Genomic DNA, 24,210 nt, shown 5'->3' with positions numbered 1-24,210 from the left:
GCCCTAGAGTGATCCCATGAGCTTTGTCGCCGCTGAGAACCGCTATTCGGGCATGACCTATCGCCGGACCGGACGGAGCGGGCTCAAGCTCCCGGCCCTCTCGCTCGGCCTCTGGCACAACTTCGGGAACGAACGCCCCATCGACACTCAGCGGGCCATCCTCCGCAGGGCCTTCGACCTCAGCGTCACGCACTTCGACCTCGCCAATAACTACGGCCCGCCGTATGGGGCTGCCGAAACCAACTTCGGCCGGGTCTTCGCGGAGGACTTCAGGCCGTACCGCGACGAGATCATCGTGTCAAGCAAGGCCGGGTACGACATGTGGGCGGGCCCGTACGGCGACCTCGGTTCGCGCAAGTACCTGCTGTCGTCCCTCGACCAGAGCCTCGGGCGCCTCGGCCTCGACTACGTGGACATCTTCTACTCGCACCGTCCAGACCCGGAGACCCCGATCGAGGAGACGATGGGCGCCCTCGCGACCGCCGTCCAGCAGGGCAAGGCGCTCTACGTCGGCGTGTCCAACTACTCCCCGGAGGAGACAAGGGCCGCTGCCGCAGCACTCGCCGAGCACAAGATCCCGCTCCTCATCCACCAGCCGCGTTACTCCATGTTCGACCGGCACATCGAGGACGGCCTCTTCCCTGTGCTCGACGAGCTCGGCATCGGCAGCATCGTCTTCTCCCCCCTCGCCCAGGGTCTCCTCACTGACCGCTACCTCGGTGGGAGTGTCCCGGAAGGCTCTCGCGCGGCGACGAGCCGTTTCCTCTCGGAGAACGCCCTGACGGACACCTATTTTGAGCGGGCAAGGGCCCTCAACGAGATCGCGCTCGGCCGGGGCCAGACCCTCGCCCAGCTGGCGGTGACCTGGATCCTGCGTCAGCCGCAGGTGACGAGCGTGCTCGTCGGGGCAAGCAGCGTTCACCAGCTCGAGCAGACCGTCGCGGCCCTCGACGCGCCGGCTCTCAGCGAGGCCGAGATCACCGGCATCGAGCCGCTCGCGGTGCACGGCACCGGCCGGGACTCCTGATTGGGGTATCTGTACGCGCTCCTCGCATCCCTGCTCTTCGGGCTCAACGGCTCGACGACGAAGGTCATCGTTGAGGCGGGGCTGTCCCCCGCGCAGCTGACCTTCGTCAGGGTCACGGTGATCATGGCGCTCGCGGGCGCCGTCCTGCTCGTGACGAACCGGCGGGCATTCCGCATCGACAGGAGCCAGCTCGCCGTGATGGCGCTGCTCGGCGTCGCCGGGGTCGCGCTCATCCAGTGGTTCTACGCCGTCGCGATCAGTCTGCTCCCCGTCGGGATCGCGCTCATGCTCGAGTACTCCGGGGTGCTCCTGATCGCCCTCGTGGCGCGTTTCGTGTTCAAGGAACGCGTCAAACCACGAATCTGGTGGGCGATCGGGGGCGTCCTCGTGGGCATGGCCATCGTCGCGCAGATCTGGGCGAGCCCGCTCTCGACGCTCGGGGTCGTCGCCGGCGTCGCGGCGGCGATCTGCCTCGCGATCTACTTCCTCGTCGGTGAGCGCCAGGTCGCGACCTCCTCGCCCCTCGCCGTCGCGTTCTGGTCGATGCTGTTCGCGAGCGCCTTCTGGCTGCTGTTCAGCGGATGGGGGCAGATCGACCCGGCACTCCTCACGGAAACCGTGCACCTGCACGGAAACCTCTCAACCGTGGAAGCTCCGCTCTGGACACTCCTGCTCTGGAACGGGGTGCTCGGCTCCTTCGCCCCGTACCTGCTCTCGTATATGGCCCTCGCCCGCCTGACGGCGACGGCGGCGGGCATCGTTTCCGCGTCTGAGGTCATCTTCGCGTTCGCCTTCGCATTCCTCTGGCTCGGGGAAACACTCGACGGCGTGCAGGCGTTCGGCGCACTGCTCGTCCTCGCCGGAATCGTGGTGGCGCAGACGGCGCGGGCCAACCGGCCCGTGGACCTGGACCTGGCCGGTCCCGGAGTCACCGGCGCCATCCAGCTGCCCTAGCGCTCCTGACGTCCTGTTTTCCCGGTGCCGACCGGGCAGCCGGTCGAATGTCGGGGGTCCCCCGTAGCGTGCTGAGCACAGCACCAGCCACCCGAGACCCCGCCACCCGGCACCGGAGGATCCCATGACCGACACCCCGTTCCTGGCCCCGCTTCGAGCCCCTCACCCCGACGTCGCGTCCGTTCGCGGCCTCGCCCTGGTCCCTGTGAAAGACGGTCTCTGGCGGGTCACCGGCCGTTCGGGCGCCGTCCTCGGCCACATCGAACGCAAGCTCGACGACCGCGGAGAGTCATACGCGGCCCGGCGGCTGCTCCCGGCCACCCGCACCCTTGATCTGGGCACCTTCTGGCGGCTGGCGGATGCCGCGGACTGCTTCCGATAGCCCGCCGTGGCCACAGTGAGTTATCCGACCACATTGAGGCACGCCGCCGGCAAAGCCGCCCAACCCGCCGCGCTCAGGATAAAGTTCCGCACATGACGTGGTGGAATAGTTTCGTATCCTGGCTCACGGCAGCCAGCAACCAGACCGTGGTGAACACAGCCGTAGTGTTCATTGTCGCGATCCTGATCGCCGGCGTTCTCACGGCCCTGATCGGGCGCGGCGCCATCAAGCAGCTCCTCGTCCAGCACGACCGGGAACTCAAGGCTGCGGCCATCGGCGCCCTCATCGATGCCGCGACTGAGGCATCCGTCTGGAATTCGCTCACTCCGCAGGAACAGGTCATGGCGGACCGTGCCGTCGGCCAGGCCGACATCCAGGTTCGCCTGCTTCCGATTCCCGGCGCCGGCGTCGCGGCCAACTGGGCCTCGCACCAGCTCAACGAGCTCAAGCGCACCTCGGCTACCTTCGGCTACCAGCTCGAACCCGCCCTGCTGGAATTCCGCGATCGACTGATCGAGTGGCAGGACAAGCCCCGCCGTACCCGCAAGGTGTTCCAGAGCGACCTCGACCGGTGGAAGACGCAGAACTCCACCTCGGAATCCAGCCTCCTCGCCCAGCAGGATGCGTGGGCCGCCCAGCAGCACCACGACCAGTTCAACGAGGCCCTTCCGGCAGCGCCCGTCCCCGCAACGCCCACGCCGAGTGTGCACGCGGCGAGCCAGTCCACGCCGTCGACGGAGACCCAGCGCCTCCTCGACGATGTACAGGCCCTCGAGGTACGTCCGGCACCGATCAACCACCCGTAGTCAGGCAGTCGTAGTCAGGCAGAACCGCAGATCGCCCGGAGCATTCGGTGCTCCGGGCGATTTGTGCTCAACGACGTCCGGCACGTGCCAGGCGGCTCAGCGCCACCATTCGTCAAAGAGGGACGCCGGGACCTGGCGCTTGTGCTCCGTGTTCAGGAACCGTGCCTCGATCGCCGCAGCGACCTCCTCGTCGACGGGGAGACCCTCGAGGTAGTCGTCGATCTGCTCGTAGCGCAGGCCGAGGTTGTCCTCATCGGTCTGGCCGGGATTACCGTCGAGCAGGTCGGCCGTCGGCGCCTTGAGGTAGAGGTGCTTCGGCGCCCCGAGTTCGATGAGGAGCGCCTTGCCCTGGCGCTTGGTCAGGCCGGTGAGCGGCAGCACGTCGGCGCCGCCATCGCCGTACTTGGTGAAGAACCCCGTGACGGCCTCTGCGGCATGATCGGTACCGATCACGAGGAGTCCGCGCGCCCCGGCGATGGCGTACTGGGCGACCATCCGCTCCCTGGCCTTGGTGTTGCCCTTGTCGAAGTCGGGCAGTGACTCACCGGTGCTGTCCTCATATTCGGCCGCGATCCCGTCGACCGCGCGCTGCACGTTGAAGGTGAGCGCGGTGTGCGGCTGGATGAAGTCGAGCGCGAGTTCGCCATCGGCGTCATCGTGCTGCACGGCATACGGCAACCGTACGGCGACGAACTCAAATTCCTGTCCGGCGTCGTCGAGCTCCTCGATTGCGAGCTGGGCGAGTCGCCCGGCGAGGGAGGAGTCCTGCCCACCGCTGACGCCAAGGATCAGCCCTTTCGCACCCGAACCCACCAGGTACTCCTTGAGAAAGTCCACCCGTCGTCGAATCTCGATAGCCGGATCAATTGTCGGTGACACATGCAGTTCGGCGATGATGCGCGCCTGAAGTTCTCCCATGCATCGAATCTATCAAAACGGCCGGGGCGGCCGCCCGGCGCACACGTGCTTTGTCTTCCACGAGACCCACCACGATTGAGATACGCACCGGGACGACCCTGCTCGACCTCACGGAGGACCTGCTCTGCATCAGCGAGGTCGGCGTCGCGACGGATGATTTCCGTGCGACGGCCTAATTCCTGAAGACCGAAGCGGATGTCCGGCCGTACGCCGGTGAGCCCCCGGTTGGAATCGAACAACGACAAGCGGATTGAGTGCGCATCGGCCAACCGCACTTCCGCCGCGAGGGCAACGGCGACTTCACCGTGCTCGAGCCGAGCTTCCACGACCGCGTCGCCGACCGCGCCACTGCCCACCGCGCGCTCACCCGATTCGCGAAAGGCGACAGTTTCGTCGCCGAGGGCTACGTCTGCACCTTTCAGGTTGAGCGCGACGGAGAGCTGATCGACCGCGAGGAGTTCGTCGCGAAGAAGATCGGCCACGACCTGGTCCGCACCGACTATCGCGTCGACTGAACCCACCGCTCAGTCACGGCCGCCGAGCGAGATGCACCTGGCGCGCAAAAGGTCACCGCACAATTGGCCGGGCCCGCTCGCAGCGGTGCGGCCGCGCTGGGAAGATGAAGCCGCGATGACCGAACCCCTGACCGGGTGGGAACCCGACGATCACGACACCCCCTTCCACGAGAACGTATTCGACGAGAACTCATTCGACGATCTCGATCCACTCACAGCTGAGCCGCCGCATCCAATCAACTGGAACCTGCTACACCGCCGAGGAAGCCGAGGTCGAATGGATCGAACTCAACAAGTGGGTGCACTGGCTCCGACGCACCTACGGACTCCCAGCATCCGTCGTACCACCCTTCTGGCACCGCCCCACCGAACTCGTCTGGGAACTCTCCGCACTACACGTGCACTGGCTCTGCGCCTACGACCCCGACCAACACGACTCCGCCCCATTCGGCTGGCACCGCGACTTCGCCGACGCCCGCCAACGCCTCCACGACTGGGTCGCCGTATCGGGCACACGACTCGAGCGCGACCGACCGACCCACCAAACCGCTTGGCCAGGCGAAACACATACGGACGCCGTCGAGGACATCGTGATCAGCGACCCTGAAGAAGACTTCGTGCAGTTCGTCATCGACGATGTCACGAGGCGCCGCGAGGCCGAGGTCGGGTTGTACGCTCGCGCCGACTCGCCATGAGCCGCGATGGGCAGGATCAGCTCTTGCCCACCACCAGGCTGTACCGCGCGAACACGCACGGTCCAGTCGCGCTCTCGTTGCTCATGAACTTGCATCCATCAGTGACGCATTTGACCCCCGTTCATCGGGCTTCATATCGGGCAGGGCAAACGCGACACCCCGGATTGTTGAAGGCGAGGAAAGCCGCTCGGCAGATCAGCGTCCATTGCGCGCGTCGGCAAATGTCCGGCGGTGGCCGGGGTGGTTGGCATGTCCAAATGGCTGGCGCTGTACGGTCTGAGCATGTGGCTTGGGGAAGAATTCTGGGGTGAGCAAGGACGCATAGCCAGGATCCAAGCGGGTCCGTGGGCCGGTCGCTACGCCTATATCTATCCGGAACACAAGGACGACTGGTGGGTCATGGTGATTGACCCTTCTCCCAAACCAGACGCCCCGGGGGGCCACTACATTGACGACGGCAGTTACCTCGAAGAACTGGCCCGTGAATGGGAATTCGAGTGGGTGCCCCTCGGAGTCGAAGAGGAGAGACTTGAACAAGAGCACTTTGGGTGGCGGCCCCTGCTGAGCGCCGAAGCCCTGGCACGCAAACGACGCTCACGAAAGCAACGTTTCCTTTCGTGGAGTCACGGCAGATAACGGCACCGCCTACAGCTGCATCGCTCGTCCTCGATGACCTTGCGGCGGCCCTGCTCAAGGTTCCGTTTTGGGTTACGAAGTATGTTCAGAGCTTTGGCGTTCGTCGAAAAATCACCGTCGCGCCGGCAAGCCACACGATCCCCAATGGGATGTAAATGGCCCCCCACACTCCGCTTCGGCCATCGAGGAGTATTGCGATGCCAAGCACTAGGAATGACAGCCCGAACAGCGTGGCAATCATGACGAGGACATTCCGCGTGATCCTGGTCATCGGCTCAATCTACGCAGCCAAAGGGATAGCCCCATAGACCGTTCCACGAGCGGACACCTTACGCGTGCGCTTGGACGTCAACGAGCCAGCCCTCCAGCGAGCGTCGGCGTTGCTCGGGCGGTGGAACAGCGAACTCTCCGACGCAAAAAAGCTGTTCGGCTTCATCGTCGATGCGCAGCCGAAGTCCCTGAGCCGAGGTCAACATCGCTGTATTCGTAACTGGCTCGATCTCGATCATGTATCGAGAGGGCGTAGTTCCTACGAACACACCATTGCCGAAACCGCGGCCGACCATCGGCCACTCGTCGCCGTCCGCTGGCATGATCGACTCGGGCGGCGCGCCGTGGCCAGACCGACGTAGCGACCGACGCTCGATGACGTCCTGCGTCACCTCGTGCACCGCGACGACCCTGCCCCGCACACGATCGGTGAATTCTTCCTCATGGTGCGACTCCATCGCGTCCACCGTGGCGATGAGTTCCGGTCCAAGAACGTCAGAAAGAGCAGCATGCGACGTTCGCGTCTCGATACCGAAGTCCACTTCATCGCCGATGGCAAATGCATCGCCGCAGCACGCCCATTCCCATTTCGTCAGCCACACGCGCGTCATAGTGCCAACGCTAGACCAACCCCGGGGCAGTCCCCTGCGACTCAGTCGACGCGTAAGGGGATGCCATCTGCGACGGCAGACCGGGTCGGCTGGATGAATGGAAATGGCACCGTGTTAGCTTGGCTGCATCACTTGGGATACATCTGCCGTCGGGGCGCTATGACTGACCGTGGCGATCCTCGCCTGAGGCTATGCGCGCACGCGAAATCGATCCGCATGGACTTGGTTTCTTCTGACACTTTTCCTGGGTCCCATCGCAGCCCTCCTGGTCGTCACGTGGCCCGCGCGTGAGTCCAGCAGACGAGAACACTGAGTCGAAGCCTGAGAGCTCAGCCCGGTAGAGGTTCCCCTCTGACATAGCATCGGCGCTCCTGGCTATGGGGTGGATCTGTTGCGCTGGAGGTCCGTCCCCGATACGGCAATTTCTCTGACGGCCGGGATGCTTGGCTGCAGCGTAACCGCGGCTGTCTTGTCAGCAGCCGAATCCGATCGCGGACTGCGAGAATCAGTACATGACCTCCATCGATCACGCGGCGATGCTCGTTGAACGGGGGAAGGCTTTCGAATGGATCACGCTGGGGTGGAACCTCATCGGCGTCATCGTGCTGGCCTTCCTCGCGACCGCGGCGGCTTCGGTGGCCCTGGTCGGCTTCGGGCTCGACAGTCTGATCGAAATCGGCGCCAGCACGGTCGTTCTCTGGGAGCTCTCAGGGACGGGCGAGGCGCGAAGGCTCCGCGCGCTCCGGATGATCGGGGTCGCCTTCATCGCGCTTGCGGTCTACTTGCTGATCCAGTCCAGCGCCGCACTGCTGACCGTGCACCAGGCGGCGCCGAGTGTGGCGGGGATCGTCTGGACATCCGTCACAGCGGTTGTCATGTTCAGTCTCGCGGCAGGGAAACGTGCGACGGGTCGTGCGCTGGGCAACCCGGTCCTGATTACCGAAGGACGGGTGACATTCATCGACGGTCTCCTCGCCGTCGCGGTGCTCCTCGGCTTGGTGCTCGATCTGGCACCCGGATGGTGGTGGGCCGACCCGCTCGCGGGTTACGTCATCGTCTACTGCGCGGCTCGCGAGGCCCTCAGTATCTTTCGATCACACGAGGGCAGCTCATGACGACCTGGTGGAACGTCGCTCTGAGCGTGCTCGGCGGATTGCTGGTGCTGTGGCTAGCCCTTGTTCTGGTTCTCTGGATCGAGCAACGCCGGCATCCTGGCGGTGCTTCACTTCGTGATCTCCTGCGCCTCGCGCCCGACGTCGCCCGGCTACTCAGACGCCTCGCCGCCGATCGAACCGTGTCGATCGGGGTTCGAATCTGGCTCGCGGTGCTTTTGCTCTACCTCCTGTCGCCGATCGACCTAATTCCGGATTTCATACCCGTTCTCGGTTACGCCGACGACGCCCTCATTGTCGCGATCGCTTTACGATTCGCGACTCGTCGGGCGGGCAGCGATGCGGTCAAGCGACATTGGCCCGGAACAACCGAGGGGCTCTCAGCCGTGCTCCGACTGGCTGGCTTGAAACCCTCGGCGTAATGCTCGCGTTCGCTGGACGATCCGAAGCCCGTCGAGCAGGCGTCCCAGTGATGGTTCGTCTCTGGACAAGACGCCGTGAATCGTTAGTGTCGGCTGTGTGAGCAAACGCCAACGATCCATGCTGTTTCTTGCTGTCGCGGTCGTGCTGTGGTTTTCGGGAATCGCTCTCGGTTTGTTTGCAGGAGAGCTGGTTGTCCGCATGGTTGGAGTGGTCTCTTTCGCGGCAGCGATTCCGCTTGCGATCGCTGGTGGCCGCGGTTTACGCGACCGTCAGTGAGGGTTCCTTCAACGGTGGTCGATCGCTTGATCTTGTGGTGTGTGGGTGAAGCGCTGGCGCCAGTTCGTTGTCAGGGGGCGTTCAGCCGCTTCCGCGTGATTTCGTGAGCAGAGATGGAGAAGACGAACGGTCCGGGCGCGAGCGCAAGACCGTGAATTTTCTGCTCGTACTGTATGCATAGGTCGCCCATTTTTCCCGCCGTCAGGTCCCCGCGGGCGAACGCCACGACCTTAGCGTCGTGGGCATAGATGGCATATGCCTCCAGCGGACGCGCAGCTAATCGGTGGTCTTTCGCGAGCATCATGTACCCGGCCTTCGCGGGCTTCGCACCGCCCGCACCGCAGCAATCGGCGCAGGGCTTTATTTGGTTTGGCCGTCGTGCGCTCGGCCACCGCACCACCGCCGTCTAGAAGTCAGTCACTTTCTTCGCATGCCACGCACACCTTGCGGGAATACGATCTCTCTATCGGGCTTCCCGTCACGTCGGCAGCCCGCGACGCACCGCCTCACAGCAGCGTCGAAGCATCGCTGCACCACAGATCGACGCTGCTGCGATGCGGCGGCTGATCGTTAAATTGTGACCCCGACGACACCGTTTCTCATCCAGCTAAAGCACACAGGGAGTATCAATGGGCACTGACGACCAGACCAACACATGCAGTTTCCACATGAGCGGTGCGCTGCCAGCAGGTGGCGACCACCTCGGTGGCACCTTCGGTCAGTCGCCGACCCTGGACAGTTGGTATCCGCAGCGTCTCCGGGTTGAGCTTCTCCACCGGAATGGCGTAGACGCCGACCCGCTCGGCGCGGACTTCGACTACGCGGCGGCTTTCGCCACGATCGACCTCACGACGCTCAAGTCGGACATCAAGCGACTGCTCACCACATCGGTCGACTGGTGGCCGGCGGACTACGGCAACTACGGTCCACAGATGATCCGAATGGCGTGGCATGCCGCCGGCACGTACCGAATTGCCGACGGCCGTGGCGGAGCGGGCACCGCGATGCAGCGGTTCGCACCAATCGGAAGCTGGTGGGACAACGGCAACACCGACAAATCACGACGACTCCTACAGCCGATCAAGCACCAGTACGGCAACGCTCTGTCGTGGGCCGACCTGATGGTCTTGACCGGCAACTGCTCCCTCGAGTTGATGGGCCTGCCGACGTACGGCTTCGGTGGTGGACGACTCGATGCGTGGGAACCGGACGACGGCACCTGGTGGGGCCCGGAGGTCTGGAACCCGCACGCGGTCGCGAGCCCTGACGAGATGGTGAGCCGCGACGAACGCTGGCATGGTCAGAACGGCGACGCGGACTACGACCTGCAGAGCCCTTTGGCCGCGTCGCACCAGGCGCTCATTTACGTCAACCCTGAGGGGCCCTATTCGAACGGCGACCCGCTGGGCTCAGCACGCGACATTCGCATCACGTTCACGCGGATGGCGATGAACGACGAGGAAACGGTGGCATTGATCGCCGGTGGCCACGCGTTCGGTAAGAGCCACGGCCAGGTACCCGCATCCGACATCGGACCGTCACCCGAGAAAGCCCCGATCGAGTCGATGGGGCTCGGTTGGCACAACCCGGTGGGTACCGGCAGTGCCGAGCACACTTCGACCAACGGCATCGAGGGCAGCTGGACTCCGAACCCGACACAGTGGGACAACACCTACCTCGAGAACCTGTTCGCGTACGACTACGAGCAGACGAAAAGCCCGGCCGGCGCGCTGCAGTGGACACCGACTGACCCGGAGGCGCCGAAGACTCCGGACGCCCACGTACCCGGTCAGATGAACCCGCTCATGATGATGACCTCGGACATCGCACTCAAGGTCGACCCGGAGTATCGGGCCATATGCGAGCGTTTCCTGGCCGACTTCGATCTGTTCACCCTCGCGTTCTCGAAGGCCTGGTACAAGCTCACGCACCGCGACATGGGGCCGAAGCGCCGGTACCTCGGCCCGGAGGTCACCATCGCCGACGACCTGCTCTGGCAGGACCCGCTCCCGGACGCAGCAGGATCCTCACTCGACGAGGCCGACGTGGCAGTGCTCAAGGAAGCCGTCCTCGCGACCGGGCTGTCCGTGTCCGACCTCGTCTACACGGCGTTCTCCGCCGCCTCGACCTACCGCGACAGCGACAAGCGCGGAGGGGCGAACGGTGCCCGCCTGGCATTGTCGCCGCAGAAAGACTGGGCGGTCAACCGACGCACCGTCCCAGTCATCGACGCGCTGCGGAACGTGCAGGCGGCTTTCACGGCGACGTCGGGCGGACGGAAGGTGTCTCTCGCCGACCTCATCGTCCTCGCCGGCAGCGCCGCCGTGGAGCAGGCGGCACGGGCGGCAGGATCTGACGCCAGCGTGCCGTTTACGCCAGGCCGTGTCGACACGACGCAGGAGTTGACCGACATCGAGATGTTCGAGTGGCTGCGACCCATTGCGGACGGGTTCCGCAACTTCGTGTCCGAGCGCTTCGAAGAGTTTGCTCCGGGCGTCGCGCCCGAGGCGGTATTCCTCGACAAGGCTAACCTGTTCACTCTCACCGCACCGGAGTGGACCGTCCTGCACGCCGGGCTCCGCGTGCTCGGCAGCAACTGGGACGGGTCCGACGTGGGTGTGCTCACGGATCACGTCGGAGCCCTGACGACCGACTTCCTCGTGAATCTGACCGACACCGACCTCATCTGGACGAAGGACGACGAGACCGCGATGACCTTCACTGGTCGGGTTCAGGCGACCGGCGAGGCTCGCTGGAGGGCCTCCCGGAATGACCTGGTATTCGGCTCGAACGCGCAACTGCGGTCGATCGCCGACGCCTACGCGGGCAGCGACGGGCAAGAACGGTTCGTCCGCGAATTCATCCGCGTCTGGTCGAAGATCATGATGCTCGACCGCTACGACGTCAATGGCCACAAGCGTTACGGGGCAATGGCCGCCTGACCCCGGAGGTCGCGTCCCGGCGACCTGACGGCGTGGAGGCACGGCGCGGTCACGCGCTGAGCCTCCCAGCCGTCAATGCCTTGACCGAACGACGCTTGGGGCCGCGAGCCGAACGTCGCACGGATTGATCAGGCTGGGGACGGCCAAGGAATTTCCGCGGGCACCACGTGGTCGACCACACTCGCACCTGGACTGCCTGCGAGGGTGGACGGGCCGCTATGCCCTGGAAGCCGTTGCCCCCACTCGTAGAGACGCCGGCCGGATTTGCTTTGGCCTCGGGTCGCGAGAGGGTGCCGCTGATGTTCTCTGTGGCGGCTCGTAAGCCTGAGCCTTCCGGGGTCACGTCCCGCTGAGGAATGCGCGTGACCGGTAGAGGTTCCCTTGTAAAACGAGGAGCGGGGCCGGCCCTGACTCTGCGACTGGGCCCAAATCCGTGTCGCTCGAGGTCCCGTTTGCAAGCAGTGGGACCCGTGGTGTTACGGGCTGGACACGATGATGTTTTCGTTGAGGGTGCTGCCACGGCGGTCATGTCGTGTTCCGGCGATAATGCGCGCGACGATCAGCATCACGAGCAAGATCGCAATAAGGACGGGGAACATGTTTCCAATCAGCCACAGCGCTCCGTTCCATGGTGGAAAGACGCTTGGGTCGAAGCCCCCGGTTTGTTCAGACCGTGCATCGAGGTAGTCGCTCTGCACGTCAACGAAGACGGCGATCACGATGGCTACAGCCAGCGAAATCGCGGAGACCACGATCGCCGCTGTGAGCATCACTTTCAACAAGGGTGGGGTCTGGTAGTCGCGGTTGGCCTCTGGCATGAGGCTGACAGTAGCAGTCGCTGTTCCCTTCGGACTCGACTTCGGCCTGCTCAACCCTCGGGTGGAAGTTCCCCAGCTCTCTCGCGCTGCCGTTCCCCTCTTACGGGCACCCGGCTCGACCCTGCCTAGACTCGACCGGATGGTCAATATGGTCAGCACCGCGGCGTACTCACGGCGAGCAAGGGAGTACACCGAGGTCTTGGGGTCGATGGCTGCCGTGCACCCATCCGATCTCCAACTCGTTTCCCAGTGGGCCAGCGATGTCGACGGGGAAATCATCGACGCTGGCTGTGGTCCAGGCCATTGGACCAACTTCCTCACTGAGCAGGGCCATGCTGCTCGCGGAGTCGATGTGGTGCCCGAGTTCGTCACCTACGCCACGAACACCTTTCCCGGCGTGGGCTACACGCTCGGCAGTTTCGACTCGCTCGACGCCGACACGGGTTCAATTGGCGGGATCCTCTCCTGGTACTCCCTCATTCACTACGAGCCAGAGACCGTACGGATTCCTCTCCACGAGTTCAGTCGCGCGCTCGAACCCGGCGGCACGCTTCTTGTCGGATTCTTCGAAGGCCAGACTGTCGAGGAGTTCGCTCACGCCGTCACGTCGGCGTACCGGTGGCCCGTGGATGTCCTCGGCGCCGAGTTGAACGCGACCGGTTTCGACGTGGTCGAATCGCACGTCCGGAAGACCGCCGGCCAGCGCCCGGTGGCAATTATCGTCGCCCGACGGTGCGATTCCCGCTGAGGGATCGAAAGGTGCGACGTCTTTCCAGTCTCGAGGACCACTTCCGGATCACCGAGATCGAGCGAGCCGCCGGAGAGTCGTTCCGCAACATCAACATGGCGATAGTCGCCGATGATCAACCGATCAGCAGGCAGGATTTCCAGCGCTTCGTCACGGACCATGGAGCGTTTGTGTGGCTCGTCGACGGTGTAATCGTCGCCTACTTGCTCCTGGAGCAGGTGGACGGAGCTGCCCATATTGAGCAGGTCACGGTCCACCCGGTGCATGCACGTCGGGGAATCGGAACGCAACTGATTGTCGTGGCTGACTCTTGGGCACGTGAACGCGGACTCCCCGCTGTGACGCTGACCACATTCCGAGACGTTTCGTGGAACGCGCCATACTATGAGCGCCTCGGCTTCCGTGTTTTCTTGCCACGTGACTGGGGCTCGGCTATGGGCGCTCGAATGGAGACAGAAGCGGCGCGAGGGCTGGAAGCCTGGCCGCGCCTGGCGATGATCCGACCCGTGAGCAAACTCGGAACAGCCGAAGCTGACGTTCACGAATAATCGCACGCAAGGCATTCCCGTTGCAGGACTTGGTCTCGGTGCAGCGGGAACGTCGATAGCTGCGTTCAGCGTTTTGGTGCCAATTGTCGTTGGATGGTTCGGTAAATCGTCGAGCGGGCGACGTTGAAGAGTTCGGCGATTTCTGCGGTGGAGTGCGTTCCAGCATCGTGAATTTCCATCAGGTGCCGTTGCTGTGCGTTTGAGAGCTTGGGCGGTTTTCCGCGCAGTCGCCCTTTCGCTTTCGCTACCTGCATGCCTTCACGGGTTCGGGCTCGGATGAGATCTGACTCGAACTCGGCAACCATTGCGAGCACATTGAAGAGGAGCCGCCCGACAGGATCGTTGGGATCGTGAACAGATCCTCCGATGCCGAGTTTCACATCCTTGGCGGTGAGCTCGTCGATGATGTCTTTGGCGTCTCGAAGGGAACGCGCCAGCCGGTCGAGCTTGGCAACGACTAGCGTGTCACCGCCGCGGCACGCGGCGAGAGCCTCTCGAAGGCCGGGGCGAGCACGGTTGGTGCCGGTCAGGCCGTGATCTGTGTAGATCAGAGCTGGCCTGACTCCGAGCCGTTCAAGGGCGTTCTGCTGAGCGGTCAGGTCTTGTTCGTTTGTGGATACGCGTGCGTAGCCAATCACTAATTCATTCATGAAGGGCAGATTGATCGCTGCGCCCGAATTGCTCAAGAACCGCGTCGATAGCCGTCCCTCCTGCGGCCAGGAGGTGGAGCAGCCGGCGTGGTGCCCCAGATAGTGCTCAGACGCACACCAAGGATGCCGAGTGAAGTCGGTGCGTCTAGCCGCCGCGGATAGTGAAGTGGCCCGTTCCGTGCGCATCACCGGTTGTCAACTCCCAGATACTCAGCGCCATCTCAAAGGTGCACCAAGCGCACACGAACACCCCGAGGACGAGAAACGTGCGCGGAACCTAGTTAGTGACGGCGGCGCTTAGGTCTCATTTCCCAGGCCTGTAGATCCACAAACTGACAAGCAGGGATGCGGCGAAGATTGCGCCCGCCATCGTAAGTATCGTGCCGAACGGCCGGGGGCCTTGGACGAGTAACCACCCCACCCCGATCGCGCACACGATGAGGCCGCAGATTGCACCAATGATCTTTGTCCGGTCCGGTGTTCTCATGGAGCGAATATTACGCGGCCCGCCTAGCGGACGGCCATCAAGTCCTTCAACCGTGTTTCGGAGGACGATCGCGAAGTGCAACGGCGAGCGTCCACTGCTCCCAGTCAAACGCCGAGCTCGAGTGAACGAGCCGGTGATGCGGTTGACCGGTTGAGACCGCCATGGTTTTCGGTTGCCGCGCGAGCTTCCACTCGGAATGACCAGGCGCCGCATGCCCTGAGGCACAAGACTAATGTCCGAAGCTAACCGGATCGGATCGGCCTGCAGCCCCAAGTTTTGATGGGTTGAGGCTGTGTCTCAAGCAGCCCCGTCGATCTTGACGAGGGGTGCCGTTCTCATAGCGGTGAGGGTTGGTCGCTGGTGTTTCCAGAGATACTGGGTGTCCTACTGACTCAGGATGCGTTGGAAGAGCAAGTGGTCCTGCCATGTGCCGGCAATTTTTAGGTACTTCTCGGCAATGCCGATGGGCTCGAATCCAACTTTGCGCAAGACCTTCTGGGATCCGAAGTTGTGCAGCAGCGTGCCTGCTTCGATGCGGTGCAGACCGAGATCCTCATGGCAGTGCTTAACGAGGTTTCGCAGGGCCGCAGAGGCGAGGCCCTGTCCGGTGTGGTCTTTGTCGACCCAGTAACCGATGCTCGCGCTCTGGAAGGGTCCGCGAACGATTCCGGAGAGAGTCATTCGGCCGATGACAGTGGAACCGTTCACGAAGACAAGCGGATAGCCGGCTCCGGCTTCCAACTCTTTAAGCTGGCCCGTCAAGATCCGAGTTTGATCGACCGTGGTGAAGAAAGACTCCGCACGTGCCGGCTCCCATGGAGCAAGATGTTCGCGGTTTCGTTTATACGCATCGAGAACTGGTCCAATGTCTCGCTCGGTCAGCAGTCGAAGAGTGACATCATCGGAAAGCTCAACGGAAAAGGACATCGTTCGATGCTAGCCGTCACCACCTTCCCGATGACCATTCCTCCGAGCTGCGCCACCTGGGCATCATCGCCCGCACAAGGTCTGGCTTACGGGCCACTCCACCTGAGTCAGCACACATGCGGAGCCGCTGCGACTGGCGTACGTTGCGACGCATTAGAACGAAGATTGCAGGCTGCCTAGTCACGTTGCTCCGTATCGGCGTTCTAAGAATGAGAAGGGGTCGCTAACCTGTTGCGCCTCCACAGTCCAGAAGGGCACGTCTCCCAATGAAACGAATAACTCCATATCCGGAATGGGTGCTGTGGTCCCTGCTCATTCTCGGCGTCCTGTACTTCCTGTACAGCCTCCTATTCGTCGCAGATCCAATATTGAAGGTTGTATTTTGCGTGATCGCTGTCACAGTCGTTGCCGTGTGTTGGGCCGATCTGCGGCGAGCTGCCCGGATCAAGCATCGCGAGAATCGACAGACCTGATTAGGGGCGCTCAAGCCGTTCGGCTTGCGAACGAGCTAGATGCTCGGCTGTGAGTCGCCTCCGGCGACGAGTTGTTCAGCGTGTGCCAGATTCTCGACCAAGCTTGGAAAACCGAACTCCAGTCGGCGCTGTGCGACAGCGAACACGTCCACGCTGATGCCCTCTCCCACTCGCACCTCTGGATGATGCTCGTCAATGACAACCCAGTGGGAGCCGACAATGGTGTGTGTCAGGACGTGGCCATAGAACAGCCCAATTTCGCGGTCGAGGCCTCGGATCGACTCGGCGTACCTGTCTATGAATCGCTCCACGGCCTTCAACCCTTCGACGTCTTCACTAAGGCGCACACCGGCAACAGCCATGACAGCGGCCAGAGTTTCGTAGCCGCCGACATTCCTGATCGAACGGTCAACGACAGGCGGCTCATCCGTTGAGAACTGAGCGTGTTTGCGATTCATCCCGATGGGAAGCCGCTGGAGCGGTTCCTTCGATGCTGGTGCTCCGGGTTCCATGGCAGCACCCTACCTCGTGTAGTCCGCGGCATCACCGGGGCTGTTACCCGCCCAGGGGCGGACGTCGTCCCGCTACGGGTTCCCTTGTGACGCAGCGTTGGTATGCCCGGGGTTGAGCAGATTGGCTCCAGGCCTGTCGCGCTCAAGGTCAGCGTTGCGCGCCTTTCGAGACTCTTCATCTTCAGTTTGCGCAGGACCGAGGTTCCGAGCTGCAATCCAGATAAAAGAGGGACGCCCTCGATTGGGCGGCGAGCGAGCGGTCAGCCTGTGCGGTCAAAACTCCGTCACTCACGCAGAAAGCGAGAGTACATTCGTGCGCAACGGGGCAACGCAAGGGAGGGGTGACCTGATGACGGACAGAATTGCTGACATTTGGGGCGAACGGACTCCGTTCGGGCGGGGCGAGCATTGGCCTGTCCGGGTGGATCAGAAATTCGCTGATGGAGTGCTCGAGACAGATATCGACCGGTGGGTGCAGTCCGCCTGCGTGCTCTGCAGCAACGGGTGCGCATGCGACATCGCGGTGAAAGATGAGCAGATGGTCGGGATCCGGGGACGAGCCGTCGACCGGGTGAACCATGGCCGATTGGGCCCAAAGGGCCTTTTCGGCAGTATCGCCGGGATGAGCAGCCGCGAACGTCTCACTCGCCCCATGATTCGTATCGATGGTCGGCTGGTCGAGACAGACTGGGACACCGCAATGTCCCTCATCGTGGAGCGCAGCAAGAGCCTGCTGGCGGAGAAGGGTCCGCTCAGTCACGGGTTTTATACCAGTGGCCAGCTTTTTCTCGAGGAATATTATGCCTTGGCCGTGATCGGGAAGGCGGGGATTGGGACGCCGCACATGGACGGTAATACTCGCCTGTGTACGGCGACGGCGGCGGCCGCGATGAAGGAAAGCTTCGGGTCCGACGGGCAGCCGGGCAGCTATCTCGACATCGACGACTGTGATGCGGTGTTTTTGTACGGTCACAATATGGCCGAGACGCAAACTGTGTTGTGGGCCCGGATTCTTGACCGGATCGCTGGCCCGGATCGGCCGTTCATCGTCTGCGTCGACCCGCGCGAGACCGAGGTCGCCAAAGTCGCGGATGTGCACTTGCCGGTGCGCCCTGGCACGAATCAGGCACTTATGAACGGACTCATCCGGGAACTGTTTGTGCGCGGGTGGGTGGACGAGGCGTGGGTGCAGGAACACACGGTGGGGGTCGACGAGCTCCGTTCGGTCGTAGACCCGTGGACGCCGGAGAAGGTGGCCGAGACGTGTGGGGTTGACGCGGATGACGTCCGGAAAGCGGCACGGATCTTCGGGGAATCGGAGCGAGTTCTCTCCACGGTGTTGCAAGGGTTTTACCAGTCCGCTCAGGCGACGGCGGCGTCGTGCCAGGTCAACAACATGCACCTGCTACGCGGCATGATCGGAAAACCTGGCGCCGGGATCCTGCAGATGAACGGTCAGCCTACTGCGCAGAACAATCGGGAGTGCGGAGCGGACGGTGACCTGCCCGCCTTCCGCAACTGGGAGAACCCGGAGCACGTGCAGCAACTGGCCACTCTGTGGGGTGTCGACGTTGACGTGATCCCACACTGGGCACCGCCAACCCATGCGATGCAGATCTTCCGCTACGTCGAGCAGGGCAGTATCGAATTTTTGTGGGTGTCGGCGACGAACCCTGCGGTGTCGATGCCGCAACTGGAACGGATCCGCCGGATTCTCGACCAGGACAGCGTATTTCTCGTCGTTCAAGACTTGTTTCTCACCGAGACTGCCCAGTACGCCGACGTGGTGTTGCCGGCAGCGGGCTGGGGGGAGAAGACAGGAACATTCACGAACGTGAATCGCACTGTGCACCTGTCGAATAAGGCGATTGCGCCGCCTGGTGAAGCGCGCTCTGACCTTGACATTTTCCTCGACTACGCCGCCAGGATGGGCTTCGTGACGAACGACGGATCGCCTCTTCTCGAGTGGAGCAGCCCGGAGGACGCCTACCGGGCGTGGCAGGAATGTACCCGCGGGCGGCCGTGCGACTACACCGGCATCAGCTACGACAGACTCCGCGGTGGAAGCGGGATCCCGTGGCCGTGCAACACGGAGAATCCTGGCGGGGTAACCCGGCTGTACACCGACGGAGTCTTCCCGACCGAACCCGACTATTGCGAGAGCTTCGGACACGACCTTCTCACCGGGGCAACCGTGGGTGAGCAGGCATTCCGCGCTCTGGAAACACACGGCAAAGCGGTGATCAAGTCTGCACAGTACGCGCCCCCGCACGAGGAGCCCGATGACGACTATCCGCTCCGCTACACGACCGGACGAACCGCCTACCAATTCCATACGCGAACGAAAACGGCCAGGTCACGGCAGCTGAATCGGGCAGCGTCAACCCCCTGGGTGGAGATTTCCCGACTGGACGCGGATGCGCTTGGCCTTGCCGAGGGCGACATCGTGCGAGTGACGTCCCCGCGGGGCGAAATCGTTGTTCCCGTCCGGGTGGGGGATGTGCGTGAGGGAACCGTCTTCGCCCCCTTCCACTATGGCTACTTCGACGCGTCAACCGAAGTCTCGAACGGTCATACTTCAGCGGCGAATGAGCTCACTGTGACCGAGTGGGATCCGGTATCCAAGCAGCCTCTGTTCAAAAACGCGGCAGTTCGCGTCGAAAAGGTCGCCGATGCTGTTGGCCCGTCCGACGCGCCAACGACGACGGCTTCCCGGCCCGCCGTCCCAGGGACTGTCCGCCCAACCGTCGGGGGGCCGGACGCGGAAGCGTCCGGTGTCGTCGACCGAGGTGCGTGGACGGCCGACCGTGCGGAGGCGCAGTCATGATGCTGCCCGTATATTTGGGGCTCCTGCGGAAAGCGGAGCAGGTGTTGGCGTCGTCGTATCGGCAGGTCGCCGAAGGGCACGGCGCTGAACCCGACGTGTACCACCTGTGCCAGACACTCGCCCGGCAGTGTGACCAGCACGAACGCGCCCTCGCGCCCGTCACTGAGCGGTACGGCGAACATCCCGACGACGAACCGGAACGCTTCCACGCGGCAGGGATCTCCTCGACCCGATCCGGCCCGGTCGGTCTTATCCGCGACCTTCAAGACCTGTATCTCCTGGCAAACTTGGTCGATGTTACCTGGATGATGGTCAAGCAGGCCGCCCTTGCGCTCCGCGATGATCAGCTCGTCGCAGTCGTTGGTCAGTGCGAAGCGCAGATTAAGGTGCAGCTGAGCTGGCTGACAACTCGAATGAAACAAGCCGCCCCCCAAGCGCTGATAATCGCCAAGTGACCGAGCATCCCACCGGGTACGGCCCCCTGCGGAAGGTCCAGCAGCGCCGTGGGGGCGGAGCCGCCTACGCCGCAGTCCTGGCGATTGTGACCCTCGCGATCACCGGCGTCGTGGGTCTTCTCGTCGAGCAGCCTTGGCTGTTTCCGAGCCTCGGCCCGACTGTGATGCTGTTCTTCGAATCACCAAAACAGCCCTCCTCCCGGCCCCTCAACACAATCGTCGGACATGTCGTCGGCATTGCTGCCGGGGTGACCTGCTTCACCGTGTTCGGTCTATCCGGGCACCGGTCGGCACCCGTCGGCGGTCTCACCCTGCGCTACGTTATTGCCGGAGCGGTCGCCGTAGGGATCACAACCGTGGTGTTGTGTCTTCTGAAGCTGCCACACCCCCCGGCTGGCGCATCGACATTGATTGTGGCGCTTGGCATCCTGCACACCCCTGTCCAGCTGCTCTCCATGGTGGGCGCCGTGCTCCTGATCACGACAGCCGGCTGGGCGTTCAACCGTATCCTTATCGGAAAACAGCGGTAATAATGGCGCGATGACGGCAGTTGAGGCGAGATTGTTTGGCCGGGCAAAGAGATGTCACCGCAGAAGTTAACTGAGTCGTCACCTATCTGAGCCGTCAAGAGAATAGCTCTGGGAGAGACCTTTCCGACAGGACTTCTGGGGTGTCTGGGAGGTTCGACGACAGCAATTCCGGGTGGGCCACGGCCCGGTCCCGAAGCAGGGGTTCACACCTACCAGAAACAGGGATCCACCTAGCCTCAATACCGTTCAGTTGGGTTACGTCCCGGTGAGTGGTGTGGTTTCCCACTCTTGAGCGTTGCTTCGTCAACGTAAAGAGCCACCGTGGGATGGTCAGTGAGTACCGACTAAAGCAACTCACAAAGGACACCACACGATGGCTCTAAACCAGTCTGCCCTGCTCGACCTCCTCGGAGAACTCAAACTCACCGACGTCACCGACCGAATCCGCGTCGCGACCGAAACTCTCTACCAAGAACTCATCGACGCGGAAGCGACCGCGTTCATCGGCGCCGCCCCATTCGAACGCTCCGGCGACCGCACCACCCACCGCAACGGCACCCGAGCGCGCACCCTCAGCACGACCGCCGGGGACCTCGACCTGAAGATCCCGAAGCTGCGCGCCGGGTCCTTCTTCCCGGCCCTGCTCGAGCGTCGCCGGCGGGTGGACCAAGCCCTGTTCGCGGTCGTGATGGAGGCCTACGTCCACGGCGTCTCGACCCGGAAAGTCGACGACCTGGTCAAGGCCCTCGGCGCGGACACCGGGATCTCCAAGTCGGAAGTGTCCCGGATCTGCGCGGGCCTGGACGCTGAGGTGGCCGAGTTCCGCGACCGCACCCTCGCCGCGCAGGACTTCCCCTACGTGTTCCTCGACGCCACCTACTGCAAGGCCCGCGTCGGCCACCGGATCGTGTCCCAGGCCATCTGTGTTTTGTCAACTTTAAACCGGCCATTTGAGCGCTAATTAACCTGCCATTGTGGCGCGGTTTCCGGCCATTTGATCAGGTGGTCAGAACGGCTGGTTTGTGGGGTCGGTTTCGTCGCCGTCATCGGCGGGGACGGCGGTGTTTTCGGTGGTCCATCCGGCGTCGGGATCGGCGAAGTCGTCTGGCCAGGGGGCTGGTCGGCCGTTGTCGTCCCACCAGCCTGTCTCGTGGTCGGCTGGCGCGTGGGGGCGCTCTGGTTGGGTGTGATCCTTCATGAAGAAGTCCTGACTGCTGAGGGTGCGTGCGGTGGTTGGCGGGACCGTCGTGGGTCGCGTTCCGGGGTGGCCGGCCTGGTGGCGGGTCATTTCATGAGGGCGTGTTTGACTCGGTAGGACTCGCCGCGGAACTGCAGGAGCCGGCCGTGGTGGACGATGCGGTCGATGACGGCGGCGGCCATGTTGTCGTCGCCGAACACGGTTCCCCAGCGGGAGAACTCAAGGTTTGTCGTGATGATCAGGCTTCGTTTTTCATAACCGTCGGCGATGACCTGGAACAAGAGCCGGGCGCCGTCGGTATCGATCGGCAAATACCCCAGTTCGTCAATGACGACGAGCCGGTTTCTCGCGATCGAGGCAAGTTCCCGATCGAGACGCCCTTCATCCTTGGCGCGGCGCAGCTGCATGACCAACGACGACGTCGTGAAGAAGCGGGCCGGAATACCTTGGCGGCAGGCGGCCGCGACCAACGCAGAGGCAAGGTGGGTTTTGCCGGTTCCGACGTCGCCATAGAGGACGAGGTCCTCGGCCTGGTTGATGAACTCCAGCGACGTCAGCGCTTCCCGGCCGTAGTCCTCGGGGAATTTGACGTTGGTGTAGTCAAACCCCGTCAAGGACTTCAGCGCCGGCAGTCGGGCGGCGCTCAGCAGCCGTTGGCGGCGTGATTCCTGTCGGGATTCGCGCTCGGCCAGAAGCATCCCGTGCAGGTACTCGCGTTGTTTCGGGGTGCCCTTCTCTGCCCATTCGGCCAGCACCGTGCCAGTCAAGGAAGACTGTCGGCCGGTCTCGATGATGTCCTGGACTGTGACGAGGGTCATGCGATTTCTCCCGTCGCGGTGTTGACGGCCGAGAAGATGTCGGTGGTGAAGATGTCATAGACGCTCAAATCCACGTTCTCGACTGCCGGTGTGGTGCCGTCGGCGAGGCGCCGGGCGAGCATGCCTAGTGCGGCGGTGTCGGGGGCGTCTCCGCGCTGGATGAGCATGTCGGCAGCGCCAATCGCGGCGTTGAAACCAGCCGATCCTGAGGCAGCATCGACGGCGCTCAGGAGCCGGCGCCGGTTGGTGGCCGTGGCCGTGTCGAGCCAGTCCCGCACCGGCTCGGGGACGAGGGCTCGCAGCTGAGAGTGGCCCCAGGCGCCGGGTTTAGTCACCAGCAACGGCAGCAGGGCCGCGGGTTCGAAGATGGTCTCGGCCTGCACTCCGAAGGCCCGCGGGAAAGACCGCACCGGCGTGGAATGCTCGTCGAGGATCTCGACGACATCGTGCCGCAACCCAACGGTGAGGGTGCGGCTGTGGAAGGAAGACCCGGCCGCGTAGGTGTTCCCGTCAATGAGTAGGTTCCCCTTCTTATCGGCCGTGCGGTTTTCATAACGCACCGGGTCAAACCCGACGCCGGGCAACACCAGAGACGCCGCGACGTCCTGGGCGAAGAGCTCGCCGATGGGCAGGCCCTTGCGGTAGTGCACGGTCGAAGCCAACGCGAGGCACCTGGCCAGCAACACCTCGTTGAGGCCCTGCAGTGTGGCCGCTTCGGGCTCGGGGACCATCAGGTTGCGGCGGAGGAACCCGACCGCGTTTTCCACGTTCCCCTTCTCATGACCGGAGTACGGATTGCAGTACCGAGATTCGGACCGGTAGTGCATCTTGAATGCACCGAACAGCTTCGTCTCGACGACCTTGGTGCCGACCCGCCGCCCGATGCCAGTGGCGTTATCAAAGACCAGATGCCGAGGCGCAGCGCCAATGTGGTCGAACACGGTGCGCAGGCCATGGCAGACGCACTCGGCCGTTTCACCCCGGTAGGCCTGCACGAAACGCATGTTCGAGAACGGGAACGTGACGACGAAGATGTGCAGGATTTGCCGGACCCCGGCGATGATGGCCTCGGCCTGGCCGAAATCGACCTGCGCGGTCCCCGCCGGCCAGACCAGTTCTGTGAAACCTTCCCCGGCGTGCCGGTGCTGGGCATTCCACTTCCTGACGAAGCGTTGCACCGGGGAATAACTGCCGGTGTAGGTCTCCTCGGCGACGAGGCGGTCAAAGACCCGTTGGGCGGTGTGGCGTTGCTTGCGCGGCCGGCGCTGGTCCTCGCCTAACCACAGCTCAATCGTGTCTTCGAACCCGGTCAACACCGACCCGGCGGGCCGGGGAACGAGAGCTGGTGGCTTCGGTGAGTAGTCGTGTTGCCGGGTGTATTTCACTACCGCGTCGCGGCTGACTCCGAGCCGGCGGGCGATTTCACGGCCCGCAATTCCTTGGGAGTCGAGTGATCTGATATTTTCTTGCACGGACATGGGTACCGTCATCTGCTTCCTAGTTCCTTCCGGCGCGACCGCTTGGCAGTAGACACGTCGAATGGAACCTATCGGGGGGTGGCGGGCCCCTGTCTCCAACACGCTGGAGAGGGCCCCGGCCACCGGGTGATCTCAAACTCTGCGCATTCCCCAAATCCAACGTCGTGGAGGGGG

Annotated in this window: 27 protein-coding genes and 2 pseudogenes; 18 read left to right on the top strand and 11 right to left on the bottom strand. The window is 63.3% G+C overall.

Annotated elements, in window-relative coordinates:
* Window positions 1-16 precede the first annotated feature (16 nt).
* The 4 genes from RCH22_RS05080 (at window position 17) to RCH22_RS05065 (ending at window position 3,169) form a co-directional block, all read left to right on the top strand.
* Window positions 17-1,027 (top strand): aldo/keto reductase, encoded by a 1,011-nt coding sequence (locus tag RCH22_RS05080; protein WP_327013022.1) that lies wholly within the window; start codon window positions 17-19, stop codon window positions 1,025-1,027.
* Window positions 1,028-1,981 (top strand): DMT family transporter, encoded by a 954-nt coding sequence (locus tag RCH22_RS05075; protein ID WP_327013021.1) that lies wholly within the window; start codon window positions 1,028-1,030, stop codon window positions 1,979-1,981.
* Window positions 1,982-2,105: 124 nt separating this feature from the next.
* The gene (locus tag RCH22_RS05070) at window positions 2,106-2,363 is read left to right on the top strand and encodes a hypothetical protein (protein WP_327013020.1); all 258 of its coding nucleotides are present in this window, start codon (window positions 2,106-2,108) and stop codon (window positions 2,361-2,363) included.
* A gap of 92 nt (window positions 2,364-2,455) precedes the next feature.
* Entirely contained in the window at window positions 2,456-3,169 is a 714-nt protein-coding gene (locus RCH22_RS05065; protein ID WP_134447817.1) for a hypothetical protein, read from the top strand.
* Window positions 3,170-3,265: 96 nt separating this feature from the next.
* Here the strand turns inward: RCH22_RS05065 and nadE are convergent, their stop codons facing one another.
* The gene (gene nadE, locus RCH22_RS05060; RefSeq protein ID WP_327013019.1) at window positions 3,266-4,087 is read right to left on the bottom strand and encodes an ammonia-dependent NAD(+) synthetase; all 822 of its coding nucleotides are present in this window, start codon (window positions 4,085-4,087) and stop codon (window positions 3,266-3,268) included.
* 50 nt (window positions 4,088-4,137) lie between these two features.
* On the opposite strand from nadE, the gene RCH22_RS05055 reads away from it, so the two are divergent.
* The 4 genes and pseudogenes from RCH22_RS05055 to RCH22_RS05040 all read left to right on the top strand — a co-directional run bounded on the left by RCH22_RS05055 (window position 4,138) and on the right by RCH22_RS05040 (window position 5,933).
* Window positions 4,138-4,263: a hypothetical protein gene (locus RCH22_RS05055; protein ID WP_327013018.1), complete on the top strand. Its 126-nt coding sequence runs from the start codon at window positions 4,138-4,140 to the stop codon at window positions 4,261-4,263.
* Window positions 4,264-4,341: 78 nt separating this feature from the next.
* Window positions 4,342-4,602 (top strand): hypothetical protein, encoded by a 261-nt coding sequence (locus RCH22_RS05050; protein ID WP_327013017.1) that lies wholly within the window; start codon window positions 4,342-4,344, stop codon window positions 4,600-4,602.
* Window positions 4,603-4,717: 115 nt separating this feature from the next.
* Window positions 4,718-5,297, top strand: a pseudogene (locus RCH22_RS05045) (hypothetical protein).
* 249 nt (window positions 5,298-5,546) lie between these two features.
* Window positions 5,547-5,933, top strand: coding sequence for a hypothetical protein (locus tag RCH22_RS05040; protein ID WP_327013016.1), 387 nt, complete (start codon window positions 5,547-5,549; stop codon window positions 5,931-5,933).
* A gap of 85 nt (window positions 5,934-6,018) precedes the next feature.
* On the opposite strand, the gene RCH22_RS05035 is transcribed toward RCH22_RS05040, so the two are convergent.
* Together RCH22_RS05035 and RCH22_RS05030 are read right to left on the bottom strand one after the other, a co-directional pair.
* Window positions 6,019-6,204, bottom strand: coding sequence for a hypothetical protein (locus RCH22_RS05035; protein ID WP_327013015.1), 186 nt, complete (start codon window positions 6,202-6,204; stop codon window positions 6,019-6,021).
* 58 nt (window positions 6,205-6,262) lie between these two features.
* The gene (locus RCH22_RS05030; RefSeq protein WP_327013014.1) at window positions 6,263-6,814 is read right to left on the bottom strand and encodes a DUF6578 domain-containing protein; all 552 of its coding nucleotides are present in this window, start codon (window positions 6,812-6,814) and stop codon (window positions 6,263-6,265) included.
* A gap of 512 nt (window positions 6,815-7,326) precedes the next feature.
* Here RCH22_RS05030 and RCH22_RS05025 point away from each other — a divergent pair.
* The 3 genes from RCH22_RS05025 to RCH22_RS05015 all read left to right on the top strand — a co-directional run bounded on the left by RCH22_RS05025 (window position 7,327) and on the right by RCH22_RS05015 (window position 8,625).
* A complete protein-coding gene (locus RCH22_RS05025; protein ID WP_327013013.1) occupies window positions 7,327-7,929 on the top strand; it encodes a cation transporter in 603 nt (200 codons plus the stop codon).
* Window positions 7,926-8,348: a YkvA family protein gene (locus tag RCH22_RS05020; protein WP_327013012.1), complete on the top strand. Its 423-nt coding sequence runs from the start codon at window positions 7,926-7,928 to the stop codon at window positions 8,346-8,348. The genes RCH22_RS05025 and RCH22_RS05020 overlap by 4 nt, the downstream gene beginning before the upstream one ends.
* 97 nt (window positions 8,349-8,445) lie before the next feature.
* Window positions 8,446-8,625, top strand: coding sequence for a hypothetical protein (locus RCH22_RS05015; RefSeq protein WP_327013011.1), 180 nt, complete (start codon window positions 8,446-8,448; stop codon window positions 8,623-8,625).
* A 70-nt stretch (window positions 8,626-8,695) separates the two neighbouring features.
* Here the strand turns inward: RCH22_RS05015 and RCH22_RS05010 are convergent, their stop codons facing one another.
* Window positions 8,696-8,929 carry a hypothetical protein gene (locus tag RCH22_RS05010; protein WP_327013010.1) on the bottom strand — a complete coding sequence of 78 codons (234 nt, stop codon included), beginning with the start codon at window positions 8,927-8,929 and terminating at the stop codon, window positions 8,696-8,698.
* A gap of 325 nt (window positions 8,930-9,254) precedes the next feature.
* Here RCH22_RS05010 and katG point away from each other — a divergent pair, with 325 nt between their 5' ends.
* Window positions 9,255-11,567 (top strand): catalase/peroxidase HPI, encoded by a 2,313-nt coding sequence (katG, locus tag RCH22_RS05005; protein ID WP_327013009.1) that lies wholly within the window; start codon window positions 9,255-9,257, stop codon window positions 11,565-11,567.
* A gap of 476 nt (window positions 11,568-12,043) precedes the next feature.
* Here the strand turns inward: katG and RCH22_RS05000 are convergent, their stop codons facing one another.
* A complete protein-coding gene (locus RCH22_RS05000) occupies window positions 12,044-12,385 on the bottom strand; it encodes a hypothetical protein (RefSeq protein WP_327013008.1) in 342 nt (113 codons plus the stop codon).
* A 139-nt stretch (window positions 12,386-12,524) separates the two neighbouring features.
* Between RCH22_RS05000 and RCH22_RS04995 the strand changes: the two genes are divergently transcribed.
* Both RCH22_RS04995 and RCH22_RS04990 read left to right on the top strand, forming a co-directional pair.
* Window positions 12,525-13,133 (top strand): class I SAM-dependent methyltransferase, encoded by a 609-nt coding sequence (locus RCH22_RS04995; RefSeq protein WP_327013007.1) that lies wholly within the window; start codon window positions 12,525-12,527, stop codon window positions 13,131-13,133.
* Window positions 13,134-13,144: 11 nt separating this feature from the next.
* Window positions 13,145-13,681, top strand: coding sequence for a GNAT family N-acetyltransferase (locus RCH22_RS04990; RefSeq protein ID WP_327013006.1), 537 nt, complete (start codon window positions 13,145-13,147; stop codon window positions 13,679-13,681).
* A 65-nt stretch (window positions 13,682-13,746) separates the two neighbouring features.
* Here the strand turns inward: RCH22_RS04990 and RCH22_RS04985 are convergent, their stop codons facing one another.
* The 3 genes from RCH22_RS04985 to RCH22_RS04975 all read right to left on the bottom strand — a co-directional run bounded on the left by RCH22_RS04985 (window position 13,747) and on the right by RCH22_RS04975 (window position 16,730).
* Window positions 13,747-14,331 (bottom strand): recombinase family protein, encoded by a 585-nt coding sequence (locus RCH22_RS04985; RefSeq protein WP_327015456.1) that lies wholly within the window; start codon window positions 14,329-14,331, stop codon window positions 13,747-13,749.
* 871 nt (window positions 14,332-15,202) lie between these two features.
* Window positions 15,203-15,745 (bottom strand): GNAT family protein, encoded by a 543-nt coding sequence (locus RCH22_RS04980; RefSeq protein ID WP_327013005.1) that lies wholly within the window; start codon window positions 15,743-15,745, stop codon window positions 15,203-15,205.
* A 508-nt stretch (window positions 15,746-16,253) separates the two neighbouring features.
* Window positions 16,254-16,730 (bottom strand): DUF6278 family protein, encoded by a 477-nt coding sequence (locus RCH22_RS04975; RefSeq protein ID WP_327013004.1) that lies wholly within the window; start codon window positions 16,728-16,730, stop codon window positions 16,254-16,256.
* A 349-nt stretch (window positions 16,731-17,079) separates the two neighbouring features.
* Between RCH22_RS04975 and RCH22_RS04970 the strand changes: the two genes are divergently transcribed.
* From RCH22_RS04970 to RCH22_RS04955, 4 genes and pseudogenes are all read left to right on the top strand, one after another.
* The gene (locus RCH22_RS04970) at window positions 17,080-19,557 is read left to right on the top strand and encodes a nitrate reductase (RefSeq protein WP_327013003.1); all 2,478 of its coding nucleotides are present in this window, start codon (window positions 17,080-17,082) and stop codon (window positions 19,555-19,557) included.
* Window positions 19,554-20,012, top strand: a complete 459-nt coding sequence (locus RCH22_RS04965) for a hypothetical protein (protein WP_327013002.1) — start codon at window positions 19,554-19,556, stop codon at window positions 20,010-20,012. Before RCH22_RS04970 ends, RCH22_RS04965 begins: the two co-directional genes overlap by 4 nt.
* Window positions 20,009-20,542: an HPP family protein gene (locus RCH22_RS04960; protein WP_327013001.1), complete on the top strand. Its 534-nt coding sequence runs from the start codon at window positions 20,009-20,011 to the stop codon at window positions 20,540-20,542. Before RCH22_RS04965 ends, RCH22_RS04960 begins: the two co-directional genes overlap by 4 nt.
* 373 nt (window positions 20,543-20,915) lie before the next feature.
* Window positions 20,916-21,485: pseudogene (locus tag RCH22_RS04955) on the top strand (transposase); the annotation flags it as partial.
* A 63-nt stretch (window positions 21,486-21,548) separates the two neighbouring features.
* On the opposite strand, the gene RCH22_RS04950 reads toward RCH22_RS04955, so the two are convergent.
* From RCH22_RS04950 to istA, 3 genes are read right to left on the bottom strand one after another with little or no spacing between them, the layout of a single operon-like run.
* A complete protein-coding gene (locus tag RCH22_RS04950; RefSeq protein WP_327013000.1) occupies window positions 21,549-21,830 on the bottom strand; it encodes a hypothetical protein in 282 nt (93 codons plus the stop codon).
* On the bottom strand, window positions 21,827-22,558 hold the full coding sequence (gene istB, locus RCH22_RS04945) for an IS21-like element helper ATPase IstB (RefSeq protein ID WP_327012999.1): 732 nt from the start codon (window positions 22,556-22,558) through the stop codon (window positions 21,827-21,829). The genes RCH22_RS04950 and istB overlap by 4 nt, the downstream gene beginning before the upstream one ends.
* Window positions 22,555-24,036, bottom strand: a complete 1,482-nt coding sequence (gene istA / locus RCH22_RS04940; protein WP_327015455.1) for an IS21 family transposase — start codon at window positions 24,034-24,036, stop codon at window positions 22,555-22,557. Before istA ends, istB begins: the two co-directional genes overlap by 4 nt.
* Between the last annotated feature and the right edge of the window lie 174 nt (window positions 24,037-24,210).

This window comes from Cryobacterium sp. GrIS_2_6 (assembly GCF_035984545.1).
Taxonomy (GTDB): Bacteria; Actinomycetota; Actinomycetes; order Actinomycetales; family Microbacteriaceae; genus Cryobacterium.
The sequence above is the reverse complement of the archived record's forward strand: the minus strand, read 5'-3'. Positions and strand labels throughout refer to the sequence as shown.

Coding starts and splice junctions, on each gene's coding strand:
- RCH22_RS05080 (WP_327013022.1), top strand. CDS start 17: ATGAGCTTTGTCGCCGCTGAGAACCGCTATTCGGGCATGACCTATCGC.
- RCH22_RS05070 (WP_327013020.1), top strand. CDS start 2,106: ATGACCGACACCCCGTTCCTGGCCCCGCTTCGAGCCCCTCACCCCGAC.
- RCH22_RS05065 (WP_134447817.1), top strand. CDS start 2,456: ATGACGTGGTGGAATAGTTTCGTATCCTGGCTCACGGCAGCCAGCAAC.
- nadE (WP_327013019.1), bottom strand. CDS start 4,087: ATGGGAGAACTTCAGGCGCGCATCATCGCCGAACTGCATGTGTCACCG.
- RCH22_RS05040 (WP_327013016.1), top strand. CDS start 5,547: ATGTCCAAATGGCTGGCGCTGTACGGTCTGAGCATGTGGCTTGGGGAA.
- RCH22_RS05035 (WP_327013015.1), bottom strand. CDS start 6,204: ATGACCAGGATCACGCGGAATGTCCTCGTCATGATTGCCACGCTGTTC.
- RCH22_RS05030 (WP_327013014.1), bottom strand. CDS start 6,814: ATGACGCGCGTGTGGCTGACGAAATGGGAATGGGCGTGCTGCGGCGAT.
- RCH22_RS05025 (WP_327013013.1), top strand. CDS start 7,327: ATGACCTCCATCGATCACGCGGCGATGCTCGTTGAACGGGGGAAGGCT.
- RCH22_RS05020 (WP_327013012.1), top strand. CDS start 7,926: ATGACGACCTGGTGGAACGTCGCTCTGAGCGTGCTCGGCGGATTGCTG.
- RCH22_RS05010 (WP_327013010.1), bottom strand. CDS start 8,929: ATGATGCTCGCGAAAGACCACCGATTAGCTGCGCGTCCGCTGGAGGCA.
- katG (WP_327013009.1), top strand. CDS start 9,255: ATGGGCACTGACGACCAGACCAACACATGCAGTTTCCACATGAGCGGT.
- RCH22_RS05000 (WP_327013008.1), bottom strand. CDS start 12,385: ATGCCAGAGGCCAACCGCGACTACCAGACCCCACCCTTGTTGAAAGTG.
- RCH22_RS04995 (WP_327013007.1), top strand. CDS start 12,525: ATGGTCAATATGGTCAGCACCGCGGCGTACTCACGGCGAGCAAGGGAG.
- RCH22_RS04985 (WP_327015456.1), bottom strand. CDS start 14,331: ATGAATGAATTAGTGATTGGCTACGCACGCGTATCCACAAACGAACAA.
- RCH22_RS04980 (WP_327013005.1), bottom strand. CDS start 15,745: ATGTCCTTTTCCGTTGAGCTTTCCGATGATGTCACTCTTCGACTGCTG.
- RCH22_RS04975 (WP_327013004.1), bottom strand. CDS start 16,730: ATGGAACCCGGAGCACCAGCATCGAAGGAACCGCTCCAGCGGCTTCCC.
- RCH22_RS04970 (WP_327013003.1), top strand. CDS start 17,080: ATGACGGACAGAATTGCTGACATTTGGGGCGAACGGACTCCGTTCGGG.
- RCH22_RS04965 (WP_327013002.1), top strand. CDS start 19,554: ATGATGCTGCCCGTATATTTGGGGCTCCTGCGGAAAGCGGAGCAGGTG.
- RCH22_RS04950 (WP_327013000.1), bottom strand. CDS start 21,830: ATGACCCGCCACCAGGCCGGCCACCCCGGAACGCGACCCACGACGGTC.
- istB (WP_327012999.1), bottom strand. CDS start 22,558: ATGACCCTCGTCACAGTCCAGGACATCATCGAGACCGGCCGACAGTCT.
- istA (WP_327015455.1), bottom strand. CDS start 24,036: ATGTCCGTGCAAGAAAATATCAGATCACTCGACTCCCAAGGAATTGCG.